Below are 22,491 nucleotides of genomic sequence, written 5' to 3'. Positions count from 1 at the left end.
CACACTACGTGTGCGGACCGCCCAAACGTGAGAGTCACTAGCACTACTTTCCCGGCCCGGCTCAAGAGTCGTGGAACCGAGATCAGCAGGAAATCGTGATCAGACAGCGATGGTCGACCACCCTTTCCACCCCGGCCAGCGGGAAGATCGCTTCAAGAACCCGCCGCCGGTCGGCATCCGGGTGGAGCAGGACCCGGATCGACGCGTTCATGTCCTCGGCACTCTTCCCCTTGAGATCGCCGAGCCGCAGGGCGACCTGCCAGGCCGTCATCTGGTCCTCGAAGTGGCAGTCCGTGAGACCACAGATCTTCAGCGGCAGCAGCTGGTTCACGCGGGCCGTGACGGCGCTCGCCACGTCCGACGTGAGAAGCGACCCCCACGACACGCCCGCCAACGTCGGCGGGTGGCGTGGGGGCGGCTTGCCGTAACGGAAAAGGCGAGAGAAGCGGCAAAAGACCCCGCAGAAAGAACAGACCAGAAGAAGAAAAGCGAGGGACGCGCTCAGCCGCGCAGGGACAGCATCAGCGCTTCCACCGCGATCTGTGGGTTGACGCTGGCCTCCAGGCGCTCCCGGCACACCATGATCGCCTCGATCCGCCGCAACGTCTCCTCCGGTGTACCCCCCCGAGCCACCTGATCCAGGTCAAACCGCAGGTCGTCGTTGGCCAGTTCCACCCCCGCCCCGAACTGCATCGCCAGCACGTCCCGGTAAAACGACACCAGCTCCAGCAAAGCCGAGTCCAGCGAGTCCCGCTTGATCCGCGTAGCCCGTGACTTCTGCCGGTCTTCCAGCTCCTTCAGCGCCCCCGCGCCCCCACGCACCAGCCCGCGATTGAGCCCTTTCCCCGTCGACCCCTCGCCATACAACTTGCGCAGTTCGGACGTCTCCGTCTCATTGAGCGCCGCCGTGGCCGCGGCGGCCTCCTCCTCGGCCGCCTTGACCAGGCGTTCCGCAGCGGTGATGCACTCCCCGACCCCCGTCAGCGACCGGGGAATCGCCAGCACCGCCTCCCGCCGCGACCGCGCCCCCTCATCCAGCGCCAGCGACCGCGCCCGGCTGATGTGCCCCTGCGAGGCCCGCGCCGCGAACTGCGCCATCGGCGGCGGCACGCTGTCGCGCGTCGCCAGCACGTGCGCGACCGCCTCCGTACCCGGCGTGGTCAGCGTGATCACCCGGCAGCGCGACCTGATGGTGATCATCATGTCGTCCGGCGCGGGAGAGCACAGCAGCCACACGGTACGCGGCGGCGGCTCCTCGATGGCCTTCAGCACCGCGTTCTGGGCCGATTCCGTGGCCCGGTCGGCATCCTCGAAGAGGATCACCCGCCACCGCCCCTGCGTCGGCGCGCCCGCGGCCCGCAGGATGAGTTCGCGGGTCTGCTTCACGCCGTAGGACAGCCCTTGCGGGCGGACCGATTCGAGGTCGGGATGCGACCCGATCATCACCTGATGGCACTGGTCGCAGTGGCCGCATCCGCCGTCCGGGCAGAGCAGCGCGGCGGCGAAGGCCCGCGCGGCCTCCTCGCGCCCGGAGCCCGGCGGGCCGGTGAACAACCACGCGTGCGTCATGCCCGCGCCCCGCCCGCCGCCGACGACCTCGTGCGCGGCCGCAGCGGCACGCGAAAGTACGGCTACCGCCTGGTCCTGGCCGACAAGGTCATCGAAGACGCCCACGGAAGCAAGGTTAGTCGCGGATGGCAGGCATCGTGCCCGTGTTGTCTTCTGACTCCTGCGGCACCGGATCGGGCAGGATCTCCCGCACCCGGTCCTGGATCGAACGGGTGATCTCCTCGGGCCGCAACGTGCCGTCGACGACCAGGTAGCGCTCGGGCGCGGCCGAGGCCAGCGCGCGGAACTCCTTGCGCACCCGCTCGTGGAACTCCAGCGGCTCCGACTCGATCCGGTCGGCCGCCCCGCCCAGCCGGGTCAGCCCGATCTCCGGCGGCGTGTCGATCAGCACGGTCAGGTGCGGCACCAGCCCGCCGGTCGCCCAGGCGTTGACCCTGGAGACGTCGGCCGGGTCGAGTTCCCGCCCCGCGCCCTGGTAGGCCAGCGACGAGTCGACGTAGCGGTCGGTGACCACCACAGCGCCCCGCTCCAACGCCGGACGGATCACCTTCTCGACGTGCTCGGCCCGGTCGGCGGCGTACAGCAGCGCCTCCGAGCGCGCCGACAGTCCGCGCTCGGCCGCGTCGAGCAGGATGGCCCGCAGCCGCATGCCGACCTTGGTGGATCCGGGCTCGCGGGTCTGGACGACGTCGTAGCCCTGGTCGCGCAGCCAGATCGCGACGAGCCGGGACTGCGTGGTCTTGCCGGAGCCCTCCCCGCCTTCGAAGGCGAGGAACAGCCCGGGGGTCTCCTCGTCGGCACCGGGCGCGTACCGCTCACCGCGCACCGCGGCGACCAGGTCCTCCGACAGCCGGACGCCCTTCCTGTCGTCCAGGTGGCGGAAGCTCAGGACCCCGACGACGGCGACCAGTACGCCGACGACGACCAGGACCAGGTTGACGCCGTCGAAGTTGTAGTCGTACCCGGCGAAGGGGAGCTCGTGCACCCCGAACACCGCCGCCAGCGCTCCGCCCACCAGGACCACCAGCAGCAACGTCACCCGCGCCGCCGCCCGCAGGAACGGCAGGATGCGCCCGCGCAGCGCGTCTTCCGCCTCCAGCTCGATCAGCGTGTGGCCGATGATCCACGAGATGCCCGCGCACGCGCCCAGCAGCCCGGTCAGCATGACCACGATCACCAGGTTGTGGATGAGCGCGATCGCCACGAGCGCCAGGCCCGCGACCACGATCGACAGCCCGAACAGCCGCCGCCGCGACAGCCCCGCCAGCAGCCTCGGCCCGAAGAACATGCCGAGCGCGACGCCGGTGAAGACCGCGCAGAACACCATGCCGTACGCCGCGTCGCCGCCATCTAGCTGGCTGCTGACATACAGCTTCGCCAGGACCGCCACGGCGCCACCGGCGGCGAAGGCGCCGAGCATGCCGATGATCAGCCCGCGGACCAGCCGGTTCCCGCCGACCGACCGGCGGCCCTCGACGATCTGCTTGAGCACCGACGGCGCCGGGATCGCCCCGGTACGCCGGGGGATGTCGTGGAGGGTGAAACTGAGCGCAGCGGACACGAGGTAGGCGGCGGCCGCGATGATCAGCGCCGGCCCGGCCGTCTCCGTCGCGGGCGAGAACGGGCTCACGGTACGCAGCAGGCCGGCGACGACCGACAGCACGGCGAACAGCAGGGCGGCCGGCGGCGCGGTGCCGTAGGACGCCAGCAGGTCGAGCCGGTTGGCCTGCTCCAGCCGCTCCCTGGGCACCAGGTTGGCCACCGTCGCGTCCTTGGCCGGCGTCCAGAGCAGGCTGACGCACTCCACGAGGACCATCGTGATGATCAGCCACTGGTAGCCGCCGACGAACACGGCCGACAGCACCACCGCGAACCTCGCGAGGCCGGCCGCCGCCATGGTCATCCGGCGGTCGAAGCGGCCGGCGAGCGCGCCTGCCAGCGGTCCGAGCAGGATCGCCGGCAAGATCTTGGCGACGAAGACGCCGCCGATGGCCAGCGTCTGCACGCGCGGGTCGCTCTGGTGGAGGTTTCCCGCGACGGCGGTCAGCGCCAGGATGGTCAGCCAGTCACCCAGGCTGCACGCCGACATGGCCGTCCACAGCTTGCGGAATGGGGCGTTAGCCAGCAAATGCGCTGGTCTGGGTCGGCCAGGGGCGGTCATAGTGTCAGCGTATCCAGGTGCTCGCCGGGCGTGGGAGGTCACGAGACGAGCCGGATATACCCGGCTGCTCGCGCCTGAGGGTATTACGTCCTGGGGCCCCTGTGCAGGGCGCAGACCCCGAATGGGCCCCCATCGCTATGCCGCCCGGCACGCGCGTACCAGCGGCGTCCAGGCGGCTCTGACCGCCTCGGGCAGCTCCAGCTCTCTCCAGAGCTCCACCAGCAACACGCCGTCGACATAGCGCAGCAGGTCAGCGGGGGTTCCCTCGCGCAGCACGGCGGAGTAGACCGCGCCGCGGTCGGCTCTGTCGGCCAGGTCGCGCCGCCGGCCCGCCGGGTAGTCGACCGTGGCCAGCGCGCGCTCGGCCGGCAGCCGCGGCAGCCGATCGGGCACGTGGAAGGAGCCCTCGTGCTCGGTGAACTCGATCTTCGGCTCCAGCGCCAGGTGGAAGCCGGCCGCGTCGAGGATGCGGCCGGCGGTCTCCAGCGTCGGCGACTTGCGGCCGTGCTCGTAGGCGGACAGCGTCGTACGCGACGTGCCGCTCAGGTCGGCCAGCACGGTCTGGTTCATGCTGGCGGCCTGTCTGGCCCGTTTGAGCAGCAACCCGCCGCGCTCGGCCCAGAATCTGACGTCAGGCGTACCCACCCGCCACCTCCTCGGTATCCGGTTGGATACTACGCCGGATGGGCCGGGCCCGTCAGGCGAACGGGGAAGTCAGCGCAGCTCCAGCAGGGTGATCTCCGGCGGCGCCCCCACGCGCACCGGCGGCCCCCAGAAACCCGCGCCCCTGGTGACGTACACCTGCACGCCGTCGACCGTCGCCAGCCCCGACACCACCGGCTGCTGGAACGGCACCACCAGGTTGAACGGCACGATCTGCCCGCCGTGCGTGTGCCCGGACAACTGCAGGTCCACGCCATAGTCCTTGGCCCGGTCGACCTGCACCGGCTGATGGGCCAGCAGCACGGTGGGCCGCGCCGCGTCCCGCCCGCCGAGCGCCTTGTCGAAGTCGGGGCCGTCGTTCATGGTCGCGCCGTTGATGTCGTTGACCCCGGCCAGGTCGAGCACCGCGCCCTGATGGCGGATCTCCACCCGCTCGTTGCGCAGCGAACGCACGCCGAGCCCGTCGAGCTCCTTGATCCACTCATTCGGCCCGTTGGCCGTGTAGTACTCGTGATTACCGGTCACGAAATAGGCGCCATATCGGGATTCGAGGTTCCGGAACGGCTTCGCCAGCGCCCCCAGCTCCGCCACCGTCCCGTCCACCAGGTCGCCCACGATCGCGACCACGTCGGGTTCGAGCTCGTTGATCATCCGGACGATGCGCTCGGTGTGCCCGATCCCGGTCAGCGGCCCCAGGTGGATGTCGCTGACCACCGCGAACCTCATCCCGCCCAGCCGGGGGTCGAGCTTCGGCAGCGTGACCTTGACCGGCTCGATCACCGGCGGCCCCAGGGCGGTACGCATGCCGTACCCCACCGTGCCCATGGCCGCGACCCCCGCGACCAGCGCGGTGCCGCGCCCGATGAACAGGCGTCTGCTCACGTCCTCGCCGCCGGACGGCGGCGGCGCTTCGGCGGGCTCCGTCGCGGGCGGCGCCCCGCCCGCGACCAACACCGGCTCTTTCACCTCATGTACGGCAGGCCGCCGCCACAACCGGCTCACCACGGCCCGCGGGATCTCCAGCACCACCAGGAAGACCACGAGGTAGAACATCATGGCGAACCAGATGTAGCCCGGCCAGGCCAGCCACCACAACCCCGCCTCCACGCGGGTGCCGATGAAGGTCGCCACCACGAGCAGGACCAGGCCGACCATGGCCCAGGTGAGCGCCCGGCGCGAACGGCCGGGCGCGGTGGTCGAACGGACCAGCCTGCGCCACAGGTAGTAGTGCACGGCCAGGACGACCACGATCATCATGACGGCGAATCCCACGCGGTCATGCTACGAGGCGGCGCCGACAACGCGCGCGGCGCCGCCTGAGAGCCTTCTCAGGACTTGGCGGCCGGCTTCTTGGCCGGAGCCTTCTTGGCCGGAGCCTTCCTGGTCGTGGTCGTCTTCTTCTTCGGCGCCGGCGCCCGCTCACGCCGCTCGGCCAGCAGTTCGGCCGCCCGCTCCGTGGTGATCTCCTCCACGCTGTCGTCCTTGCGCAGGGAGGCGTTGGTCTCGCCGTCGGTGACGTACGGGCCGAAACGCCCTTCCTTCACCACGATCTGCTTCTTCGAGTGCGGGTCCTCTCCCAGCTCACGCAGCGGCGCGGCGGCCGCGGCGCGTCCTCTGCCACGCTGCTTGGGCTGCGCGAACAGCTCCTTGGCCTGCTCGATCGTGACCGTGAACAGGTCGTCCTCGGCGGCCAGCGAGCGCGAGTCCGTGCCCTTCTTCAGGTAGGGCCCGAACTTGCCGTTGTGCGCGACGACGGGCTCGCCCTCCAGCTCACCCACGAGCCGCGGGATCTCCAGGAGCTTGAGCGCCTCCTCGAACGTGATCGTGTCCAGCGACATCGTCTTGAACAACGAGCTCGTCCGCGGCTTCGCGGCATCCGCCTTCTTCGTCCGCTTCTTGGGCGCCTCGTCCTCGGCCGGAGCAGGCAGGACCTCCGTGACATACGGGCCGAACCGCCCGTCCTTGGCCACGATCATGTTCCCCGTCGCCGGGTCATGGCCGAGCTCACGGTCGCCGGTCGGCCGCGAGAACAGTTCCTCGGCCTTGTCCGCGGTCAGCTCGTCCGGCGTCATGTCCTCGGGAACGTTGACCCGCGAGCCCTCCCTGTCCAGGTACGGGCCATATCGGCCGACGCGCAGGACGATGTCGCTGTCCCGGATCGCGAAGGAACTGATCTCCTTGGCGTCGATCTCGCCGAGGTCGGTGACCATCTCCTTCAGTCCCTCGTCGCCGTCGGCGCCGTAGTAGAAGCGCTGCAGCTCGGGCACCCGCTCGGCGCGGTCGTTGGCGATGTCGTCGAGGACCTTCTCCATCTCGGCCGTGAAGTCGTAGTCGACCAGGTTGCCGAAATGCTGCTCCAGCAGGTTGACCACGGCGAAGGCCAGGAACGACGGCACCAGCGCCGTGCCCTTCTTGAACACGTAGCCGCGGTCGAGGATCGTTCCGATGATCGAGGAGTACGTCGAAGGACGCCCGATCTCCCGATCCTCCAGCTCCTTGATCAGCGTCGCTTCCGTGTAGCGGGCGGGCGGCTTGGTCGCGTGCGCGGCCACGTCGAGCCTGCTCAGGTCCAGCGCGTCGCCCTCCGCCAGGTTGGGCAGGCGCTTCTCGGAGTCGTCGCGGTCGGTCGACGGGTCGTCCGCGCCCTCGACGTAGGCCTTGAGGAAGCCGTGGAAGGTGATCGTGCGGCCGGAGGCGCTGAACTCGACCTCTTCACCCGCCGACGACGCGCCCGCCACCTTCACCGTGACCGACTCGCCGACCGCGTCCTTCATCTGCGAGGAGATGGTCCGCTGCCAGATCAGCTCGTAAAGGCGGAACTTGTCGCCGCTCAGCCCGGTCTCGCCAGGAGTGCGGAACTCCTCACCCGACGGGCGGATCGCCTCGTGCGCCTCCTGCGCGTTCTTCACCTTGCTGGCATATACCCGCGGCTTGTCGGGCACGTAGGCGGCGCCGTACAGCTTGATGGCCTGAGAGCGCGCGGCGGCGATCGCCGTCTCCGACAGCGTGATGCTGTCGGTACGCATATAGGTGATGTAGCCCTCTTCGTACAGGCGCTGCGCGACCTGCATCGTGTGCTTCGAGGTGAAGCCCAGCTTGCGGCTGGCCTCCTGCTGCAACGTGGTCGTCCTGAAGGGCGCATAAGGCTTGCGCGTGTACGGCTTGCGCTCGACCGACTTGACCCGGAACGACGAGGCGCGCAGGCGCCCGGCCAGTTCACCGGCGGCCGCCTCGGACAGGTGGAGCACGCCGGCCGTCTTCAGCTGGCCGGTGGAGGCGAAGTCGCGGCCCTGCGCGACCCGCTTGCCGTCGACCGTCGACAGCGTGGCGGTGAAGTCACGCGGCCGCTCCTCGGCCTTGCCGGTGTCGAAAAGGGCAGAAAGGTCCCAGTAGTTGGCGACGGTGAACGCCATCCGGTCCCGCTCGCGCTCCACGACCAGCCGGGTCGCGACCGACTGCACGCGGCCCGCGGACAGGCGCGGCTTGACCTTCTTCCACAGGACCGGGCTGACCTCGTAGCCGTAGAGGCGGTCGAGGATGCGGCGCGTCTCCTGGGCGTCGACCAGGCGCAGGTTGAGCGTGCGCGGGTTCGCGACGGCTTCCTGGATCGCGTGCTCGGTGATCTCGTGGAAGACCATGCGGTGCACCGGCACCTTGGGCTTCAGCACCTCCTGCAGGTGCCACGCGATGGCCTCGCCCTCGCGGTCCTCGTCAGTGGCGAGGTAAAGCTCGTCGGCGTCCTTCAGGAGCTGCCGGAGTTTGGTGACCTGGGCTCGTTTGTCGGCGTTGACGACATACAGCGGCTCGAACTCGTGCTCCACGTTCACGCCGAGCCGAGCCCACGACTCCCCCTTGTACTTCTCGGGGATGTCGTCGGCCCGCTCCGGCAGGTCACGGATGTGGCCGATGCTGGACTCGACGACGTAGCCACGCCCCAGGTACTTCTCAATCGTCTTCGCCTTGGCGGGCGACTCGACGATCACCAGGCGTGTTCCGCCGGCGCCGTTGTTGGCTGGCACGCTGCTTCCTACCTCGCTGTTCGTTCGCGCTTCCCCCTGCCGGAGTCCGGCACAGATCTGCAAGGTAACCCGGATTGCGGGTTTTTTCCTTCCCCCGGGCTACCCACAACCTTTCGGGTCCACCCACAAGGACGCAGAATAAGGCCCACCGAGCAGCCTCGCGCCCTGACTCACCCTGGAGACTAATCGTTGTGCCCGACTACTCCTACATGGATATCTTCATTCCACGCGACACCTCCCGCGAAGCCGCACGTCAACTGCTCACCGAACACGCCGAGTACGGCCAGTGGGAACTGTCTCTCGTGCGCGTGTATCCCGATGGAAGCCGTCGGGTACGGCTGCGCCGCAAGATCATACGAGTTCGCCGCACCCTCTAATTGTTGACCGCTTCTGGACATGGCTTTGCCCGTCCCGGGGCCGCGCCCCCCAGAACGGGCAAAGCGTCTCACGCTACTTACTCACAGGCTGTGAGCGAGAGCCGTACCTGGACTACTTCCTGCCGAGCCGGAGCCGGCGGGTGGTCGCGAACAGCGTCGTGGACGCGGCGAACATCGCACCGAGCACCAGCGCGAACAACGAGGTGGAGTTCATCCCCGTGACCCCCGCGGGCTGAGCGGCGCTCATCAGGCCCAGGTCGCCGACGGGCAGCGAGCCCGCGGTGGAGGCCACCGCGCCGCCGACCGGAGTAGCGGAGGCCAGCCCGCCCACCGGGCCGAGGGCCGACAGCGGGTCGGGGGCGGCGGTGTGGTTCTTGGTCTTCACCGGCAGGTTGGTCTTGCCCTGCGTGGCAGGGGTGGACGGCTGGCCGGGCAGACCGGGCAGGCCGGGAAGCGCGGGCAGGCCCAGGGTCTGGGTGACGTCGCCCACGACGGGCAGCGGGGGCAGACCGCCGGAACGCATCTGCTGGGTCACGTTCCCCGCGTCCTTCAGGCTGGCCAGAGCCGGAAGGGGCAGTGCGGGCAGCAGGCCGCTGCTCTTGGCGACGCTTCCCGTGCGGGGACGCGCGTAGTGGTCGTAGCCGTGGCCCTCTTCGACCGGCTTGCCGACGTGCGAACCGCCCAGGCACCCGGCGGCGGCGTCACCCAGGACGGCCACCGCGTTGCCGCAGACGTTGACAGGAGCGGTGATCGGCGCGATCACCTGGTTGCCGGCGAGCACGCCCGACTGGCCGGAGGTGGTGTTGCCACCGCCGCCGATGCCGTTGTGCGGGTTGACGCTGGCGCCGCCCTTGCAGTGGGCCTCCGCCAGGCCGAGCGCGGCCACGGCGTTGCCACAGGCGTTGATCGGCGCGGTGATCGGAGCCACGACCTGGTTGCCCGATCCGACACCCGACTTGCCAGAGGTGGTGTTGCCGCCGGCGCCCTTGCCGCCGTTCTTCACCGACACGCCGCCGCGGCACCCGGCGAAGGCCTCGCCGAACGCGGCCACGGCGTTGCCGCAGACGTTGACGGGAGCGGTGATCGGCGCGATCACCTGGTTGCCGGAGAGCACCCCGGAACGCCCGGAGGTGGTGTTGCCGCCCGCCCCGCTGCCCGCGGCGGTGTTCTCGACGGTGCTGCCGCCCTTGCACCCTGCCGGGGCGTTGCCGACCGCGTTGCCGCAGGCCGTGATGGGCAGGCTGACCGGCGCGACGACCTGGTTGCCGCTGCCGGCACCGAAGCGGCCGTCGGTGTCGTTGCCGCTGGAACCCCTGCCGTGGGCGGAGTGGTATCCGTGACCGGGCTTGCCACCGCCGTTGGTGACCGACGAGCCGCCCTTGCAGCCGGCGAACGCCTGGCCGAAGACGGCGATCGCGTTGCCGCAGATGTTGATCGGGCCGCTGATGGGCGCGATCACCTGGTTGCCGCCGAGCGCGGAGCTCCGGCCCGAGGTGGTGTTGCCACCGGCGCCGACGCCGGTGTTCTTGACGGACGAGCCGCCCTTGCAGCCCGCGGTCGCGTCGCCGAAGATCGCCAGCGCGTTGCCGCAGGCGTTGATCGGGGCGCTGATGGGCGCGGTGACCTGGTTGCCACCGAGAAGGCTGCTGTCACCGGAGGTCCTGTTGCCGCCAGCGCCGCCCTTGCCGGAGTTCTTGACGGTCGCGCCGCCCTTGCAGCCCGCGTCGGAACTGCCGAACAGCGAGACCGCGTTGCCACAGGCGTTGACCGGCGCGCTGATCGGCGCGTTGACCTGGTTGCCGCCCAGCACGCTGCTGTTGCCGGATGTCTTGCCGGGGATGCCGCCCTTGCCGGTGTTCTCGACCGAGGCGCCGCCCTGCGAGGTGGCGCTGGACTCGCCGGCCGCGCCGACGGCGTTGCCGCTGATGTCGATCGGCAGGGAGATGGGCAGGTTGACCTGGTTCCCGCCGCCGACCGATGAGTTGCCCGAGGTGTCGGCGACAGCCGTACCGCCGCCGAAGGACATGACCGCTACGGCGAGCAGAGCCGCCGGGGCCGATGCCTTTGCCCACGTACGCATAATGAATGCTCCTAGTGGTTCTTGGGGGGATTACCTGACAGTTCGCGGGCAGCCCGAGACCGTGCGCGCCCTCTGGATGGGGCGCCGCTCAGCGGAGATCACGGGGCATGCGAACCTGTGACTGACTGACTGGCTCGCTCGCGGAGGGGCTTCAGAGATTCGCCCACGCTCCGCCGCCGGGCCTTAGAGCAGGGCCGGCCGATGACGCCGTTGGATCAGTCAGGTGAGAAAGAAGGGTCGTCCGCCGCTGTGCGGACGACGGGGGGCAGCACGCACGCCAGGGGGGCGCGCTGTGCCAGGAGCCGCGGGTCGAACACCGACCTCGCGACGTCCCCCATGCTCGGCCCGAAGGGGCCACTGCCACCGCCATTGGGGGCCAGCCCATTGGCGCCCAGGTTTTTGGACGCGGTGGATGGATCGGGCATGCCCGGGGTCGACTGGCTGGTCAGCCCGTCGACCTTCAGGCCTGCCATCGCCTCGGCATTGTCCGTGACCGAGACGGCGTCGCCCGCCGTGGGGAAATCGCCCGAGACGGGCCCGGCGGCGACCGTGGATTGAGAGGTGCCGGCCGCCGCGGGAGCGGCGGTGAGCATCCCGAAGAGAAGAGCGAGCAGCCAGCCGGCGGCCACCAGGGCCCCAACCGCGACCGCTCGGGCGATGACCTGACCGGCGCCGGCCGCGAACCGCGCCATCCGGTCCTGCCGATCAGTGATCGCGCCCTCCGTGGGAACGGCCACGCGCACACGCCGCGCAACGAGGGACATCGCCCTCAGCTGCTGCACCGGCGTGCGTGCCACGTGACCTCCCAAAGCTCCAGAACCGACCTCACCAGGTGAGGCCGGTCCATGGACTCACCCCTCAACGGTCCGTAACCGTAGCAGCACCCAACGTTGTCGCAAGGGCTTTTCAGCAGAGATCCAGGAAGAGGTCAAGAACCCACACCCCAAACCAACCTGTACCCGCTGATTGGGCATGCTTTTCTCTTGCCGGCGGGGCTTCCCGGCGCTGTTCGCCGGGGTGGCGCGGAAACCAGGTATGACGCACCCCCCAGAGTTTGCTAACCTTTCTCTCGCCGACGCGGGATGACGGTCCCGCGTGCAGGCACCAAGTCCGGGTGGCGGAATAGGCAGACGCGCTAGCTTGAGGTGCTAGTGCCCTTTGCGGGGCATGGGGGTTCAAGTCCCCCCTCGGACACTCGCTCGTACCCAATGAGAGTCCTGGTCGCTGGTAGCAGTGACCAGGACTTCGTTGTTTCCGGGGTCGAAGGTGAGAACCAGGCCCAGCTCGGCGTAGACCTTGGCCTTGCTCACAGGGTCCGCCTTGCCCAGGACCGCGACCATGTCGCCCATCTGCCGCAGCGTCGCCGCCATGGCTTCCCGGTCGAACCTGCGAGGGCGCCCAACGGGTAGATGGTTGAGGCGACGTTCCAGCGTGGCTTTCCTGGCCTGCTCGTCCTTCATCCATCCCGCCACGGTCACCGGGTCGGCGCCGGCGTCCAGGGCCGCGCGATAGCCCTTGAGCTTCCGGTCGCAGTCGGTGATCTCCCGCTTGAGCGACTCCGCTTCCAGAAGGGCCGGTGCCGGTACCTCATCCGCGTGGCCGAGCATGTCCAGCGTCCGGTTGATGCTCCACGGGGTGAACAGGCGGCCGAGATACTCGTCGAGCTTCGGCGCGAGATCGATCTCCCGCAGCAGGACGTTGCGGGGATGTTCCACGTGGTTGGCGAGGGCGTACTCCTCTGGGAAGCGGCACCGGTAGTAGGCCATCTCGTTCAGCCAGTCCCCCTGCATCCGGCGCGAGCAGAGCTTGCAGCGCAGCAGGCTTCGGAACAGGTAGACGTTCTTGGCGCGCTTCGTCGTCTTCTCCGTGTGCCGGTACCTGCGGCTGGCCAGGGTCTGTTGCGCCGCCTCATAGTCCTCGCGGCTGATGATGGGCGGGTGCGCGGGCTGGTCGGACCAGATCCACTCTTCCTTGGGGTTCCACCGCTGCTTGGTCGTGTGCCCCAGACCGACGTCATCGACGTCGAGCAGGACCTCTGTCTTCGGCTGCTTGTTCCAGACCTCATAGCCCGTGTAACGGGGGTTCTTCAGGATCGCGCGCACGGCGCCCTTGGCCCAGGCCACGCCGCATCGGTGGCGGTTGCGGCTGCGGTCGTGCGCGGAGGGGGACAGGATGCCGTCTCGGGTCAGGCGCTCCGCGATGGTGAAGTAGCCGAAGCCGCCCAGGTACTCGGCGAAGATCCGGGCGACGACGTGCCAGGTGATGGGGTCGAGTTCGAGACGGTGCAGTCGCTTGCCGTCCGCCGCCTTGGCCGGGTTCGGGTGCGGGCCGGCGTCCGCCAGGACATAGCCATATGGCGGGCGCCCGCCCAGGAATCGGCCTTCCATTTGGGCTTGGGCACCCATGGCGCTACGGACGCGGACCTTGATCCGGTTCCGCTCGCCCTTGCTCATTCCGCCGAACACGCTCATCACGAGGTCGTGCGCCTCGTTGGAGGGGTCGATGGGGCCGCCGACCTCTGGCACCCAGAGCGGGACGCCGAAGTGCTCGAACAGGGGGAAGGTCAGGCCGTACTGGTTGCCGTAGAAGGCCCGGTGAGGTTCGCCGATCACCACGGCGGCGAAGCCACGGCCCGGGTTTCGGAGTTCCCCGAGCAGCGCCATCGCTTGCGGACGGCGCTGCCACGGGATCGAGCGGGATTTGTCCACGTCGAAGAACTCAGCGACGATCACGCCGCCCCGAGGTTCGATGAGTGCCCGTGATCGGGTGATCTGCCAGGCCCGGGAGGACTCCGGGTCCTGGTTGTCTTCGGTCGAAACGCGGCCGTAGAAGCCGAAGCGGATCGTTTCCATGGGGTTCTCCTCAGGCGGCGTCCAACGCGGGACGCGCCTCTTGAGAGGCTTCCAACAGGATGGAGAGAAGCTCCGCCGCCGCTCGGGGAGTCAGATGGGGCACTGTGGCCGGAAGGATCACCACTAGATCGGTGTTCTTCTTCATGCTGCCACTTCGGGCGGCGAAGTTGCCGAAAGATCTTGTTGTTCAAGTTGGCGGAGGTGTTCACGCCAGCGTTGCCGCTCGCGGATCGAGCGCAGGAGGCGTAGGCCCAGTGCGGGCAGGTTGGCGTCTCCGGCCGATACGGGGGTCCAGAGGTACCTGTGCGGGTCGGTGGGTTCGTCGGGCTGGCCGAGGGCTTGCAGGACCCAGGTACGGCGGTCTTGCTTGTGCTCGGCGAGGGTCTTGTTGGACCACTTGCGGGAGACCAGGACGCGGCGGCCGGCGTAGCCGAGGTGTTCGGGCTTGTGGGCTTTGAAGCGGCATTGGCCGGGAGTCATCCCCCGCCTGGCGTTCTTGGGCTGCACGCCGTAGCGCAGCCAGTTCGGGCACGCGGGTGAGCACGGTTCGTAGCGCAAGGCTTCGACGAAACGGGCGGCGTGGTCGCGCTGCGCTTGGGTGTCTGGGGTCTGCCCGAGCGATTTCGTGAGGTATTTCGACAGGTAGCGGATGGTCTGGTCGGCATCCGGGGTGCCCGCGAGGACGCCCTTGACGTCCACCTGGTCGCCGAAGCGGATGACGTGCTGGGGTTCGTCGAGCTGGTCTAGTGCCTGCTCCCAGGTGGGCAGGTACTCGCCGGTTGCCGGGTTGAGGTAGCCGTCTTGGGCCCAGACGGGTGCCTGGTCGAGGGGTTCGTCTGCCGGTGGCCACCACACCTGGTGGTAGGTGGCGGCGGCGATCTGCTTCATTTCGGCGCGGGGAAGCGTCCCGCGGATCGCCATGTGCAGGTGCGGGGCGAGCCGTCGTTGGGGTTCGACGGTGGCGAAGTACTGGACGTCGTAGCCGGCGACGCGGCGCAGGTTCTGCACGAAGCGGTCGATGAGCTTGGAGAAGTGCAGCGCGTCTCGGGCTGCCCGCCGGTAGTCGTAGGCGTCGGGGTTGATCGGGATGCCGTCGCGGACCTTGCCGTAGCCCGGGAGGGTGAGGGTGACGAACAGGGACGGGCGGTAGCTCTTGCCGTCCCCGGCCTCGTACGTCCGGCCGAGGGTGGTGCCGGCCATGGTGCGGCGGGGGAGGTCCGGGGCGTCCTGGCGCCGCTTGGTGGAGCGGTTGCGCTTGGTCGTGCGGCCGACGACGTTGCCGCGCATGCCCGCCCGGTTGATCTCGGCGTCCAGTTCGGCGATGGCCTGGTCCCAGTCGGCCGCCTCGCCCTCGTCGGTGGCGTGGTCGCGGCGGGCTTGCAGGTCGGCTCGGAATTCGATCAGCCAGCGCTGATCCTCGGTGGCAGGGTCGGGGGTGATGGAGGGTTCATGGTCCAGGTGCCAGCCTTCACGGCATTGAGCCATCCGCAGGGAGCGGTTGCGCCGGGCACAGGGACCGCACTTGCTGTCGAGGGTGGCGCCGCACGGGACATCGATGATCTCGCTCTTGCCGGTGTGGATGTCGAGGCGTTTGAGGGCGACGGGGCGGATACAGACGCCGTGCAGCTTGGCGACCTCTTCGAGTACCTCGCGAGCCAGGGGTTGGGCCAGCCGTACTGCTCTGGTGGTCATAGGCCGCTCCGGGGGTCGGTGGTCACGGTCTGGCCGACCTCATCGAGGGGTGCCATGTCGGCCTGGAGCCGGTACAGGTCCCGGTAGGGGTGTCGCAGGATGCGCGGGTGGAAAAGGGTGAAGATCGTCAGGCGGGGCAGGTGGTTGAGGCCGAGCAGGAGGAGCGTGGGGCGTCCGGCGACGTGTTCGAGTTCGTCGGCGGTTCCGAGGAAGGAGACCTTCATGCCGTATCACCCGCCGTGTAGGTGGTGACCATGGCACGGATGTCGGCGTCGGAGACGAAGGCGGCCCGGACGCGAACCGGATCAGGGCTGGTCTCCAGCCGGACGTAGCCGACACCGGCGCCCAGTTCCGGGGTGGAGGAGATCTGGTCGGCCAGGGCGCCCCGGTCGCGGGCTCCGTCGCCGAGGACCATGTCCACCTGTTCGGACTCGTCCAGGCAGAGGGCGATCTTGTCCGGGAACAGGTTGCGGATGTTCATGACCTCCTTGCGCGGGTCCTGTAGCGCGGCCATGACGCCGACGCCGACCGCGCGCCCCTGGGTGGTGAGGGTGGCCAGGGCGGCGGAGATGCGGCGCTTGAGGTCGCGGTCTTGCTGGTAGGCGGTCAGGAACGCCACCTCGTCCACCACGACCAGGACGAACGGATCCGCCGGGGTTGGTGTGTGGGTGCGTTGGACGCCTGCCAGGCGTGCGGCGCGCTCTTGCATGAGGGTGACTGCGGCGTCGAGGAGGTCGGCGCAGGCTTCGGGGGTGGCGGCGTAGTGGCCGCCGAACAGCGGCTTGCCGTACGACAGCTCCATCAGCTTCGGGTCCAAGGCCCAGACCTGAACCAGCCCGGCAGCGAGGGCGGGCAGGAGGGCGCGGATGACCGACCAGATGATGGAGCCCTTGCCCGCGCCGGTGGCGCCGGAGATCAGAATGTGGGTGCCGAGGATCTTCAGTAACCATGGGGTGCCGTCCTCGCGTTTGCCGATCTCCACGGGACCGACGGTTGGCGCGGCGGGGATGGTGAGCGCCGGCAGTGGGGTGGTGAGGGGGTCGTGGCGGGGGAAGGTGAGCAGCAGGTGGCCGCTCTTCAGGACAGCCACACGGCAGGTGGTGGCGCCGAAGCCATGGGCGAGGTGTTCGGTGCGGTCGGACCAGTCTTTGACGGCCTGGCCGTTGAGGATGCGGGTGGTGACCTGGTCGGCCCAGCTCGTGCAGGTGATCTTGCCGAGCTTGGGGAGGTAGTCGCGGCCTCGTAGGTGGCGGCCGAGTCCGGAGACGATCATGACGGGTTGCCAGTGCCGCCGATACACCCAGATGAGCCGCCACCAGGCCAGCAGCCGGTAGCCGACGTGGCGGGCGAAGGTGGGACGGTCGAGCAGTGCCCAGGCGGTCAGCCCGGTCACGGGTGGGGCGAGCAGGAGCAGTGCGACGCGCCAGCCGTAGAGCACCGTCAGCACGACCGGTGCGATGGTGAGGAAGACGGCGATGGGGTGACGCCAGGTGGTGCGGACCAGGCTGGAGAGCATCCGCCAGGCCCAGATGAGGATGGTGAGAATGGCCGGGGTTTTGACGACGGCCGGGCGGAAGACGACGGCGGTGTCGGGGGTGGTGGAGACGAGGTTGCGTGCCTCGTCGCCGGGGAGCTTGCGGAACATAAGCTTGTGGCCTCTCGTGATTGCGAAGTCAGGGAGAAGATCGGGGGCCGCCGGAAGTTGCCGCTTCCAGCGGCCCCACCTGATGTCAGGCCGCCTCGTCCTGCGAGGGCGACGGGGTGTTCTGGGCGGTGTGCAGGCGCTCGCAGTCGGCCAGGTACTGCGCGGCCTTGGCGGCGAGCTTGCGGGCGATGACCAGGTCGGTGTCGGTGACCGGTCCGCAGGTCGAGACGGACACGTGCGCCTCCCGGCTGTGGAGCGCCAGGTACGGACGCCATTCGTCGATGACGCCGCCGTGTACCCGCAGCTCGGCGCTGTAGAAGGAGACGTCGAGCGAGGGCTTGTCTTCAGAGGTCATGGTGAGGGTGACGTAGGTGTAGGGGTCGAGGTCGATGTTCATGCGGCGATCTCTTTCGTCGAGTGGGACTCGATGGCCAGGGCGTAACGGGTGGCGGCGGCCACGAGCTGGCGGGCAAAGGCCAGGTCTTCGAGGGTGGGCTTGCCGTCGCTGGTGAGCAGGACGGTGGTGGCGCCGCAGTCCAGGGCCAGAACCGGCGACCGGTAGGGGTACGGGTGGCAGGTGGCGCGTGCTTCCTGGCCGGTGGTCAGCCGGATGACGCGGCGGCGTGGGGTGCGGCGGCGGGTCATACGGCGTTCTCCCTGACCGGCTTCGGTGCGGCCGGCCGTACGGCGGTCATCTCGCGGACCCGGATCGAGTAGGCGAGCCGTCCGTTGGCGTTGACGTAGGGGGTGACAGTGACGTGGTTGAACAGGACCGGGGTGAACGGCAGCCCCGGCATGGCGGGAGGCGGCACCGGCTGAACCGCCGCGAGGATCTTCACGGCCACGGTCTTCTGCGCGGCCTTGACGGTCGGGTCGGCGTCCATGACGGCGACCTGCCAGACCGGCTCCCCGGACTGCTTGTCGCGTGCCTGGACGAAGCGGCCGTTGGTCGAGGCGTCGAAGTCCTTGACCGGTTCGACCTCCCCGACGAGGTAGCAGCCGTGGGGGAAGAGCATCTCGTAGGTGACGGGGATCGGACCTTGCAGAGCCATGACGGCTCCTCTCTCTTGAGAGTCAGTCACTTAACCTATCAAGTTCTGATTTGAGATTAGGTCGCTCAACTTGGTAGGTCAAGTGCCTAGGTGAAGGGTGACACCGATCTAACGGTTTGGACAGCCCGCGAACTCCGTAGCCGTTGACGGCATCAACAAGATCATGAACCAGCAACGAGGCGGGGCGCCCTGACGGCCATCATCATCATGTGGGTCGTCCGCAGGCCCTCTTGGCCATCGTCCTGTTCTGGGCGACAGTGCTGCTCGGGTTCGGAGCCCCGGGGGTGGGCTTCATCGTGGCCACGTCACACAGCCACAAGGCCGGCGCATGGAACTACGGGTGATCTGCGGCTTGCTCGCCCTGGCACTGTTCTTGCTGATGCCGAAAAAGCGGTCCCAGCCGCTCGCCAGCCGGAACCGCTCGTCTGCACGCCCCACCGGACAAGGCGGCAGGCGTGCCAGGCTGCTAGCCGATCGGGTAGGCGTCTTCCAACTCGTGCCGATCGGCGGGAAGAAGTACCTCCACCACGAGCAGCGATTGCCCGGAAGCGTCCCGGACCGCCCCGAACACGGCCAGCAACGGCACGTTTTTCGGCATGCCGAGTTGCTTCACCTCACCGGCAGTGGGCATGCGCGCCGTGATCTGCTCCATCACATGATCGAAGCGCACACCTTTGCGCGCCTGAAGGTGTTCCCGAAGCCCTTGAGGCAGCGGCTCGGTACTGGTCAAGTCGGTGCCCTGCGACAACTCCGGCGCCATCCACACCGAGACGACCTCAGAGGCTTCACCGTCACACGTGACCACACGCCGCCGTAGGAACGCCTTGCTCTTGGGCTCCAGCCCCAACAGCGCCGCCACCCGATGGGGTACGGCTACCGCCCCCACTTCGACCACCTCACCCGAGGTCTCGGTCTCAGGCGTCACCAGGTAAGCCTGACCAGGACGAGACCGCTCAACCGAGGCCATCGCGGGCCGGCCACGCACGAAGCGCCCCTTGCCCTGCTGAGACTCGATCCAGCCTTCCTCCCGCAACACCCGCAGGGCGGCAACGACCGTAGGCCGCGAGACACCGAACTCCTGAATGAGCTGGTGTTCGCTGGGAAGAAGCGACCCCGGCGGGTAGTCGCCGGACTCAATACGCCGCTTGAGAGTCTGCACAAGCTGCGCATACTTCGGCGGCACGGACTCAAGAGGCATCATGACCGTCCTACACCCAACAGGTTGTTTTACCAAGTTGGAGAATAACTCCCCGTGCCATACCTGTCTACATACCTGTACGGCAGCAACAAGAAAGACCCCGGCAGACAGGCCCCCTCGCTACGGGTTGGGCCACGGGGGAGAGCACCATGTCACTGTCTGCCGGGGTAGTGGAAGGCGCGACGAGGCAGGCGCCATGACCCGTTACTCCCGGTAAGGGTTCATCCGCCTCGCCGCGCCGGTCATCAGGCGCCCGCGATGTACCTGGCCAGAGCCGCAGCCGCGCCCTTCGCATCGTCAGCAGGATGCCGCATCTCCGATTCCCGCCAGGAGAAGTAAGCGCCCTGCCCTGCAACGGTCACCGCCACCGGCAACCCCACAGGCCGCAGCACAAGCAGCAGGCTGTTGTTCTCCCGCAACGTCGAATCGATGTCGATCGCGTCGAGCTGCATACCAAGACGCAAGAGCTTCTGCTCCGCATCCCAGCGCAGGACGTCGGCCGCCAGGTCGGCCGCGCTGAGGTTCATCTTCCGCTCCCTTCGACCCGGCCTTCTCCGAGGCAGTCGAGACACTCCCGCTCCCTGTCCATCCGTTGATCCGAACCGTCCTGCGCCACAAACAGCGCACGACGCGAGGTGCGCAGCTTGACCCCGAGCCCCCGACATGAGGGACAGGGGGATGTCTCGCTCGTCTCGTCTGGCCGGATCACCGTTGCCAACTCCTTGTTTGTCCGGCGCACCCTGTGGCGGGAGGCCGCTTGACGTAACGTTGTTGCTTGATGGCAAGTCCACCGGCAATTCCGCGATACGAGACCACCTAAGAGACCCCCCTCTTAGCCCCCTTTTCGATCCCCGTCGGAAAGCAGGTCCACTGAATGGCTGAGGCGACGCCCAACGTCCCCCTCCGGAGATGGCGGGAAGCGGAGAAGCTCTCCCGCGCCGACTTCGCGCAGCAGATCAACCTCAGCAAGAACGGCCTGCACCACCACCTGACCTGCGACGAGGAACGGGTCAGGCGCTGGGAAGCCGGGGAGGTCAGGTGGCCGCGTGAGCCGTACCGACTAGCCATTACCGACGTCACCGGCAAGAGCCCCGAAGACCTCGGATTCGTCCCCAACCGGCGCGGCCCGAAGATCACCCACGTGGAGGAGGGCGACGTGCGACGACGTGAATTCGTGGGCTTGACCGGGGCCGCGCTCTTCAGCGCCGTTGTGGGCACGGTCGAGGACTCGCCCAAGGTCGGCACCGACCTCGAACCTCTCGCCGGCGCGCTCGTCGACTACGCCCTACCGGCCGATGGCCCGATCGACCTCGGGGCGTTGTCGGCCGCCGTGGTAGCCGCGAAGCAGAACTACCAGGCATGCCAGTACGCCAAGGTCACGGCCGCTCTACCCGGACTGCTCCGTACGGCACGCGCCGCCTGCAGCAGGCTCACCGGCGATGACCAGCTACGCGCCTACGTACTGTCGGCCGAGGCCCACCACGTGGCCGCCTCCATCCTGCTGAAACAGGAGGACAAGGGCCTCGCCTGGCTCGCTGCGGACCGCAGCGTCCAAGCGGCGTACGCCAGCCAGAGCCCCCTCATGATCGGCTCAAGCTCGCGGATCATCACCCACGCGCTCATGGACGGCGGTCACCACCGGGCAGCCACCGACGCGACCCGAGCGGCAGCCGTACGCATGCAGGCCGACATGCGCGACCCCACGGACGACGAGCTGTCCATCTACGGGTCCCTGCTCCTACGCGGCTCCATCGCCGCCGCGCACAGCGGCGAGCGCCACAACATCGCCGAACTGCTGGACGAAGCCGCGGACGCCGGCGAAAGACTGGGACGCGACGGCAACCACATGTGGACCGCGTTCGGCCCCAACAACGTCCTGTGCCACCGCGTCAACATCGCCCTCCGGCTCGGCGACGCCGGCACCGCAATCGACTACGCCCGACAGGTCCAGATCGACCAGTTGCCGATCAACGAACGTAAGGCCACCCTCCTGCTGGACACCTCCACCGCGTTCCTCCAGTGTGGCAAGCACGAGCAGGCCCTGCACGTCCTGCGCGCGGCCGAGCAGATCGCCCCCGAAGAGGTGACCGGCAGAGTCGCAGCTCACCGCCTCATTCGTGACATCCTGGCAACGGCGCCGATCAGCGTCCGGCGCGAAGCTCGTGAGTACGCCGCATCCCTGGGAGTCCACGCGTGAGCGAACCCGGCAAGGTCCTCTACATCATCGTCTGCGCCGCCGGACCAGCCGCCCAGGTAGGCCGCCTCGTCACCCTCGCCCAGGACGACGGCTGGACCGTCCAGCTCATCGCCACCCCACCGGCGCTCGGCTTCATCGACACCGCCGCCCTGGAAAAGCAGACCGGCCGCCCGGTACGCAGCGAGTACCGCAAACCTCACGAACCAAAGTCCCCCAGAGCCGACGCCATCATCGTCGCCCCGGCCACCTACAACACCATCAATAAGTTCGCCCAAGGCATCGCCGACACCTACGCCCTAGGCGTCCTGTCCGAAGCCCCCGGACTCGGCATCCCCGTCGTCATCCTGCCCTTCGTCAACAGCGCCCTCGCCGGCCGAATCGCCTTCCACCGGGCCGTCGAGACCCTGCGAGCCGAAGGAGTCCGCGTGCTCTTCGGCCCCGGCCAGTTCGAGCCGCACGCTCCCGGCTCCGGAGGCGCCCGCTTCGACACCTACCCGTGGAAGCGAACACTCAGCGAACTTGCCGAATTGACCTCATAGGAATCAAGCGGCGGCGCGCCGCGCCGCCGTACCCGGCCCGCCGCCTGCCCGCCGTCCGGGCATGCGGCCTGGAGGCCGGTCCCGGACGGCGGCAGAGCGGGCCGCACCGCCGACCATCGCACCCGCCGCCCCTAGCGAACCCATCGACCTGGGCGCCACACCGCCGTGCGAAATGTCCGCATCGCCGTCGGCCGAACTCGCTCGCGCTCGCCCTTTGGGCGCCTATGGCATTCCGCCGGCCGTGCTGCTCCGTCCTCAGAATGTGGCTTTCAAGCATGCCTCCGGCGGGGGCCTCAGACTCCAGGATGATCGCGAGCCCCAGCTAGTCAGAAGTTGAGGTGGGCCTAATCTTCCCGTCGCCGTCGCCCAGGACAAGCCGAGCAGGCCAGGGCCAGGGGGGTCACGGTCGTTCGTCCAGCGGGGCGCTCCACCGTGACCCCCTGGCCC

At 68.7% G+C, this 22,491-nt stretch carries 21 protein-coding genes and 1 tRNA gene; 4 read left to right on the top strand and 18 right to left on the bottom strand.

The window, feature by feature from the left end; genetic code table 11:
• Positions 1 to 82: 82 nt before the first annotated feature.
• The 6 genes from ACFWY5_RS44050 to topA form a co-directional block, all read right to left on the bottom strand.
• Positions 83 to 355 (bottom strand): hypothetical protein, encoded by a 273-nt coding sequence (locus ACFWY5_RS44050; RefSeq protein WP_379638407.1) that lies wholly within the window; start codon positions 353 to 355, stop codon positions 83 to 85.
• 146 nt (positions 356 to 501) lie between these two features.
• Positions 502 to 1,674, bottom strand: a complete 1,173-nt coding sequence (locus ACFWY5_RS44045; protein WP_379638406.1) for a DNA polymerase III subunit delta' — start codon at positions 1,672 to 1,674, stop codon at positions 502 to 504.
• A 10-nt stretch (positions 1,675 to 1,684) separates the two neighbouring features.
• On the bottom strand, positions 1,685 to 3,730 hold the full coding sequence (gene tmk / locus ACFWY5_RS44040; protein ID WP_379638405.1) for a dTMP kinase: 2,046 nt from the start codon (positions 3,728 to 3,730) through the stop codon (positions 1,685 to 1,687).
• A gap of 135 nt (positions 3,731 to 3,865) precedes the next feature.
• Complete coding sequence (locus ACFWY5_RS44035) at positions 3,866 to 4,375, bottom strand: helix-turn-helix transcriptional regulator (RefSeq protein ID WP_379638404.1); 510 nt, start codon at positions 4,373 to 4,375, stop codon at positions 3,866 to 3,868.
• Positions 4,376 to 4,444: 69 nt separating this feature from the next.
• The gene (locus ACFWY5_RS44030) at positions 4,445 to 5,665 is read right to left on the bottom strand and encodes a metallophosphoesterase (protein ID WP_379638403.1); all 1,221 of its coding nucleotides are present in this window, start codon (positions 5,663 to 5,665) and stop codon (positions 4,445 to 4,447) included.
• Positions 5,666 to 5,721: 56 nt separating this feature from the next.
• Positions 5,722 to 8,412, bottom strand: coding sequence for a type I DNA topoisomerase (topA, locus tag ACFWY5_RS44025; RefSeq protein WP_379626965.1), 2,691 nt, complete (start codon positions 8,410 to 8,412; stop codon positions 5,722 to 5,724).
• A 191-nt stretch (positions 8,413 to 8,603) separates the two neighbouring features.
• Here topA and ACFWY5_RS44020 point away from each other — a divergent pair, with 191 nt between their 5' ends.
• On the top strand, positions 8,604 to 8,789 hold the full coding sequence (locus ACFWY5_RS44020) for a DUF5703 family protein (protein ID WP_184971456.1): 186 nt from the start codon (positions 8,604 to 8,606) through the stop codon (positions 8,787 to 8,789).
• A gap of 112 nt (positions 8,790 to 8,901) precedes the next feature.
• Here ACFWY5_RS44020 and ACFWY5_RS44015 read toward each other — a convergent pair whose 3' ends face one another.
• Together ACFWY5_RS44015 and ACFWY5_RS44010 are read right to left on the bottom strand one after the other, a co-directional pair.
• Positions 8,902 to 10,869, bottom strand: coding sequence for a chaplin family protein (locus tag ACFWY5_RS44015; protein ID WP_379626962.1), 1,968 nt, complete (start codon positions 10,867 to 10,869; stop codon positions 8,902 to 8,904).
• Between the two features lie 215 nt (positions 10,870 to 11,084).
• The gene (locus ACFWY5_RS44010) at positions 11,085 to 11,666 is read right to left on the bottom strand and encodes a hypothetical protein (protein ID WP_379626960.1); all 582 of its coding nucleotides are present in this window, start codon (positions 11,664 to 11,666) and stop codon (positions 11,085 to 11,087) included.
• Positions 11,667 to 11,977: 311 nt separating this feature from the next.
• Between ACFWY5_RS44010 and ACFWY5_RS44005 the strand changes: the two genes are divergently transcribed.
• Positions 11,978 to 12,063 (top strand) — tRNA-Leu (locus ACFWY5_RS44005).
• Here ACFWY5_RS44005 and ACFWY5_RS44000 read toward each other — a convergent pair.
• The 10 genes from ACFWY5_RS44000 to ACFWY5_RS43955 form a co-directional block, all read right to left on the bottom strand.
• A complete protein-coding gene (locus tag ACFWY5_RS44000; RefSeq protein WP_379638402.1) occupies positions 12,045 to 13,721 on the bottom strand; it encodes a recombinase family protein in 1,677 nt (558 codons plus the stop codon). The genes ACFWY5_RS44005 and ACFWY5_RS44000 overlap by 19 nt on opposite strands.
• 10 nt (positions 13,722 to 13,731) lie before the next feature.
• Positions 13,732 to 13,866, bottom strand: a complete 135-nt coding sequence (locus ACFWY5_RS43995) for a hypothetical protein (RefSeq protein WP_379638401.1) — start codon at positions 13,864 to 13,866, stop codon at positions 13,732 to 13,734.
• Positions 13,863 to 15,413 (bottom strand): replication initiator, encoded by a 1,551-nt coding sequence (locus ACFWY5_RS43990; protein ID WP_379638400.1) that lies wholly within the window; start codon positions 15,411 to 15,413, stop codon positions 13,863 to 13,865. The genes ACFWY5_RS43995 and ACFWY5_RS43990 overlap by 4 nt, the downstream gene beginning before the upstream one ends.
• Positions 15,410 to 15,637 (bottom strand): hypothetical protein, encoded by a 228-nt coding sequence (locus tag ACFWY5_RS43985; RefSeq protein ID WP_379638399.1) that lies wholly within the window; start codon positions 15,635 to 15,637, stop codon positions 15,410 to 15,412. The genes ACFWY5_RS43990 and ACFWY5_RS43985 overlap by 4 nt, the downstream gene beginning before the upstream one ends.
• The gene (locus ACFWY5_RS43980; protein WP_379638398.1) at positions 15,634 to 17,058 is read right to left on the bottom strand and encodes an FtsK/SpoIIIE domain-containing protein; all 1,425 of its coding nucleotides are present in this window, start codon (positions 17,056 to 17,058) and stop codon (positions 15,634 to 15,636) included. The genes ACFWY5_RS43985 and ACFWY5_RS43980 overlap by 4 nt, the downstream gene beginning before the upstream one ends.
• Positions 17,059 to 17,143: 85 nt before the next feature.
• Positions 17,144 to 17,455, bottom strand: a complete 312-nt coding sequence (locus tag ACFWY5_RS43975) for a hypothetical protein (RefSeq protein WP_379638397.1) — start codon at positions 17,453 to 17,455, stop codon at positions 17,144 to 17,146.
• Complete coding sequence (locus tag ACFWY5_RS43970; RefSeq protein ID WP_379638396.1) at positions 17,452 to 17,703, bottom strand: hypothetical protein; 252 nt, start codon at positions 17,701 to 17,703, stop codon at positions 17,452 to 17,454. Before ACFWY5_RS43970 ends, ACFWY5_RS43975 begins: the two co-directional genes overlap by 4 nt.
• Positions 17,700 to 18,110 (bottom strand): plasmid replication, integration and excision activator, encoded by a 411-nt coding sequence (locus ACFWY5_RS43965; RefSeq protein ID WP_379638395.1) that lies wholly within the window; start codon positions 18,108 to 18,110, stop codon positions 17,700 to 17,702. The genes ACFWY5_RS43970 and ACFWY5_RS43965 overlap by 4 nt, the downstream gene beginning before the upstream one ends.
• Positions 18,111 to 18,576: 466 nt before the next feature.
• On the bottom strand, positions 18,577 to 19,311 hold the full coding sequence (locus tag ACFWY5_RS43960) for a GntR family transcriptional regulator (protein WP_379638394.1): 735 nt from the start codon (positions 19,309 to 19,311) through the stop codon (positions 18,577 to 18,579).
• A 242-nt stretch (positions 19,312 to 19,553) separates the two neighbouring features.
• Positions 19,554 to 19,835, bottom strand: coding sequence for a hypothetical protein (locus tag ACFWY5_RS43955; protein WP_379638393.1), 282 nt, complete (start codon positions 19,833 to 19,835; stop codon positions 19,554 to 19,556).
• A gap of 347 nt (positions 19,836 to 20,182) precedes the next feature.
• Between ACFWY5_RS43955 and ACFWY5_RS43950 the strand changes: the two genes are divergently transcribed.
• Complete coding sequence (locus ACFWY5_RS43950) at positions 20,183 to 21,505, top strand: helix-turn-helix domain-containing protein (protein ID WP_379638392.1); 1,323 nt, start codon at positions 20,183 to 20,185, stop codon at positions 21,503 to 21,505.
• Positions 21,502 to 22,044, top strand: coding sequence for a flavoprotein (locus tag ACFWY5_RS43945; protein WP_379638391.1), 543 nt, complete (start codon positions 21,502 to 21,504; stop codon positions 22,042 to 22,044). The genes ACFWY5_RS43950 and ACFWY5_RS43945 overlap by 4 nt, the downstream gene beginning before the upstream one ends.
• Positions 22,045 to 22,491: the final 447 nt, after the last annotated feature.

The sequence above is a fragment of the Nonomuraea sp. NPDC059007 genome, from assembly GCF_042740555.1.
Taxonomy (GTDB): domain Bacteria; phylum Actinomycetota; class Actinomycetes; order Streptosporangiales; family Streptosporangiaceae; genus Nonomuraea.
The sequence above is the reverse complement of the archived record's forward strand: the minus strand, read 5'-3'. Positions and strand labels throughout refer to the sequence as shown.

Excerpts from the sequence above, each read along its gene's own strand:
- ACFWY5_RS43950 (WP_379638392.1), top strand. The coding sequence starts at position 20,183 with ATGGCTGAGGCGACGCCCAACGTCCCCCTCCGGAGATGGCGGGAAGCG.
- ACFWY5_RS43965 (WP_379638395.1), bottom strand. The coding sequence starts at position 18,110 with ATGGCTCTGCAAGGTCCGATCCCCGTCACCTACGAGATGCTCTTCCCC.
- tmk (WP_379638405.1), bottom strand. The coding sequence starts at position 3,730 with ATGACCGCCCCTGGCCGACCCAGACCAGCGCATTTGCTGGCTAACGCC.
- ACFWY5_RS43985 (WP_379638399.1), bottom strand. The coding sequence starts at position 15,637 with ATGAAGGTCTCCTTCCTCGGAACCGCCGACGAACTCGAACACGTCGCC.
- ACFWY5_RS43970 (WP_379638396.1), bottom strand. The coding sequence starts at position 17,703 with ATGACCCGCCGCCGCACCCCACGCCGCCGCGTCATCCGGCTGACCACC.
- ACFWY5_RS43975 (WP_379638397.1), bottom strand. The coding sequence starts at position 17,455 with ATGAACATCGACCTCGACCCCTACACCTACGTCACCCTCACCATGACC.
- ACFWY5_RS44015 (WP_379626962.1), bottom strand. The coding sequence starts at position 10,869 with ATGCGTACGTGGGCAAAGGCATCGGCCCCGGCGGCTCTGCTCGCCGTA.
- ACFWY5_RS44000 (WP_379638402.1), bottom strand. The coding sequence starts at position 13,721 with ATGGAAACGATCCGCTTCGGCTTCTACGGCCGCGTTTCGACCGAAGAC.
- ACFWY5_RS43990 (WP_379638400.1), bottom strand. The coding sequence starts at position 15,413 with ATGACCACCAGAGCAGTACGGCTGGCCCAACCCCTGGCTCGCGAGGTA.
- ACFWY5_RS43980 (WP_379638398.1), bottom strand. The coding sequence starts at position 17,058 with ATGTTCCGCAAGCTCCCCGGCGACGAGGCACGCAACCTCGTCTCCACC.
- ACFWY5_RS43960 (WP_379638394.1), bottom strand. The coding sequence starts at position 19,311 with ATGATGCCTCTTGAGTCCGTGCCGCCGAAGTATGCGCAGCTTGTGCAG.
- ACFWY5_RS43995 (WP_379638401.1), bottom strand. The coding sequence starts at position 13,866 with ATGAAGAAGAACACCGATCTAGTGGTGATCCTTCCGGCCACAGTGCCC.
- ACFWY5_RS43955 (WP_379638393.1), bottom strand. The coding sequence starts at position 19,835 with ATGAACCTCAGCGCGGCCGACCTGGCGGCCGACGTCCTGCGCTGGGAT.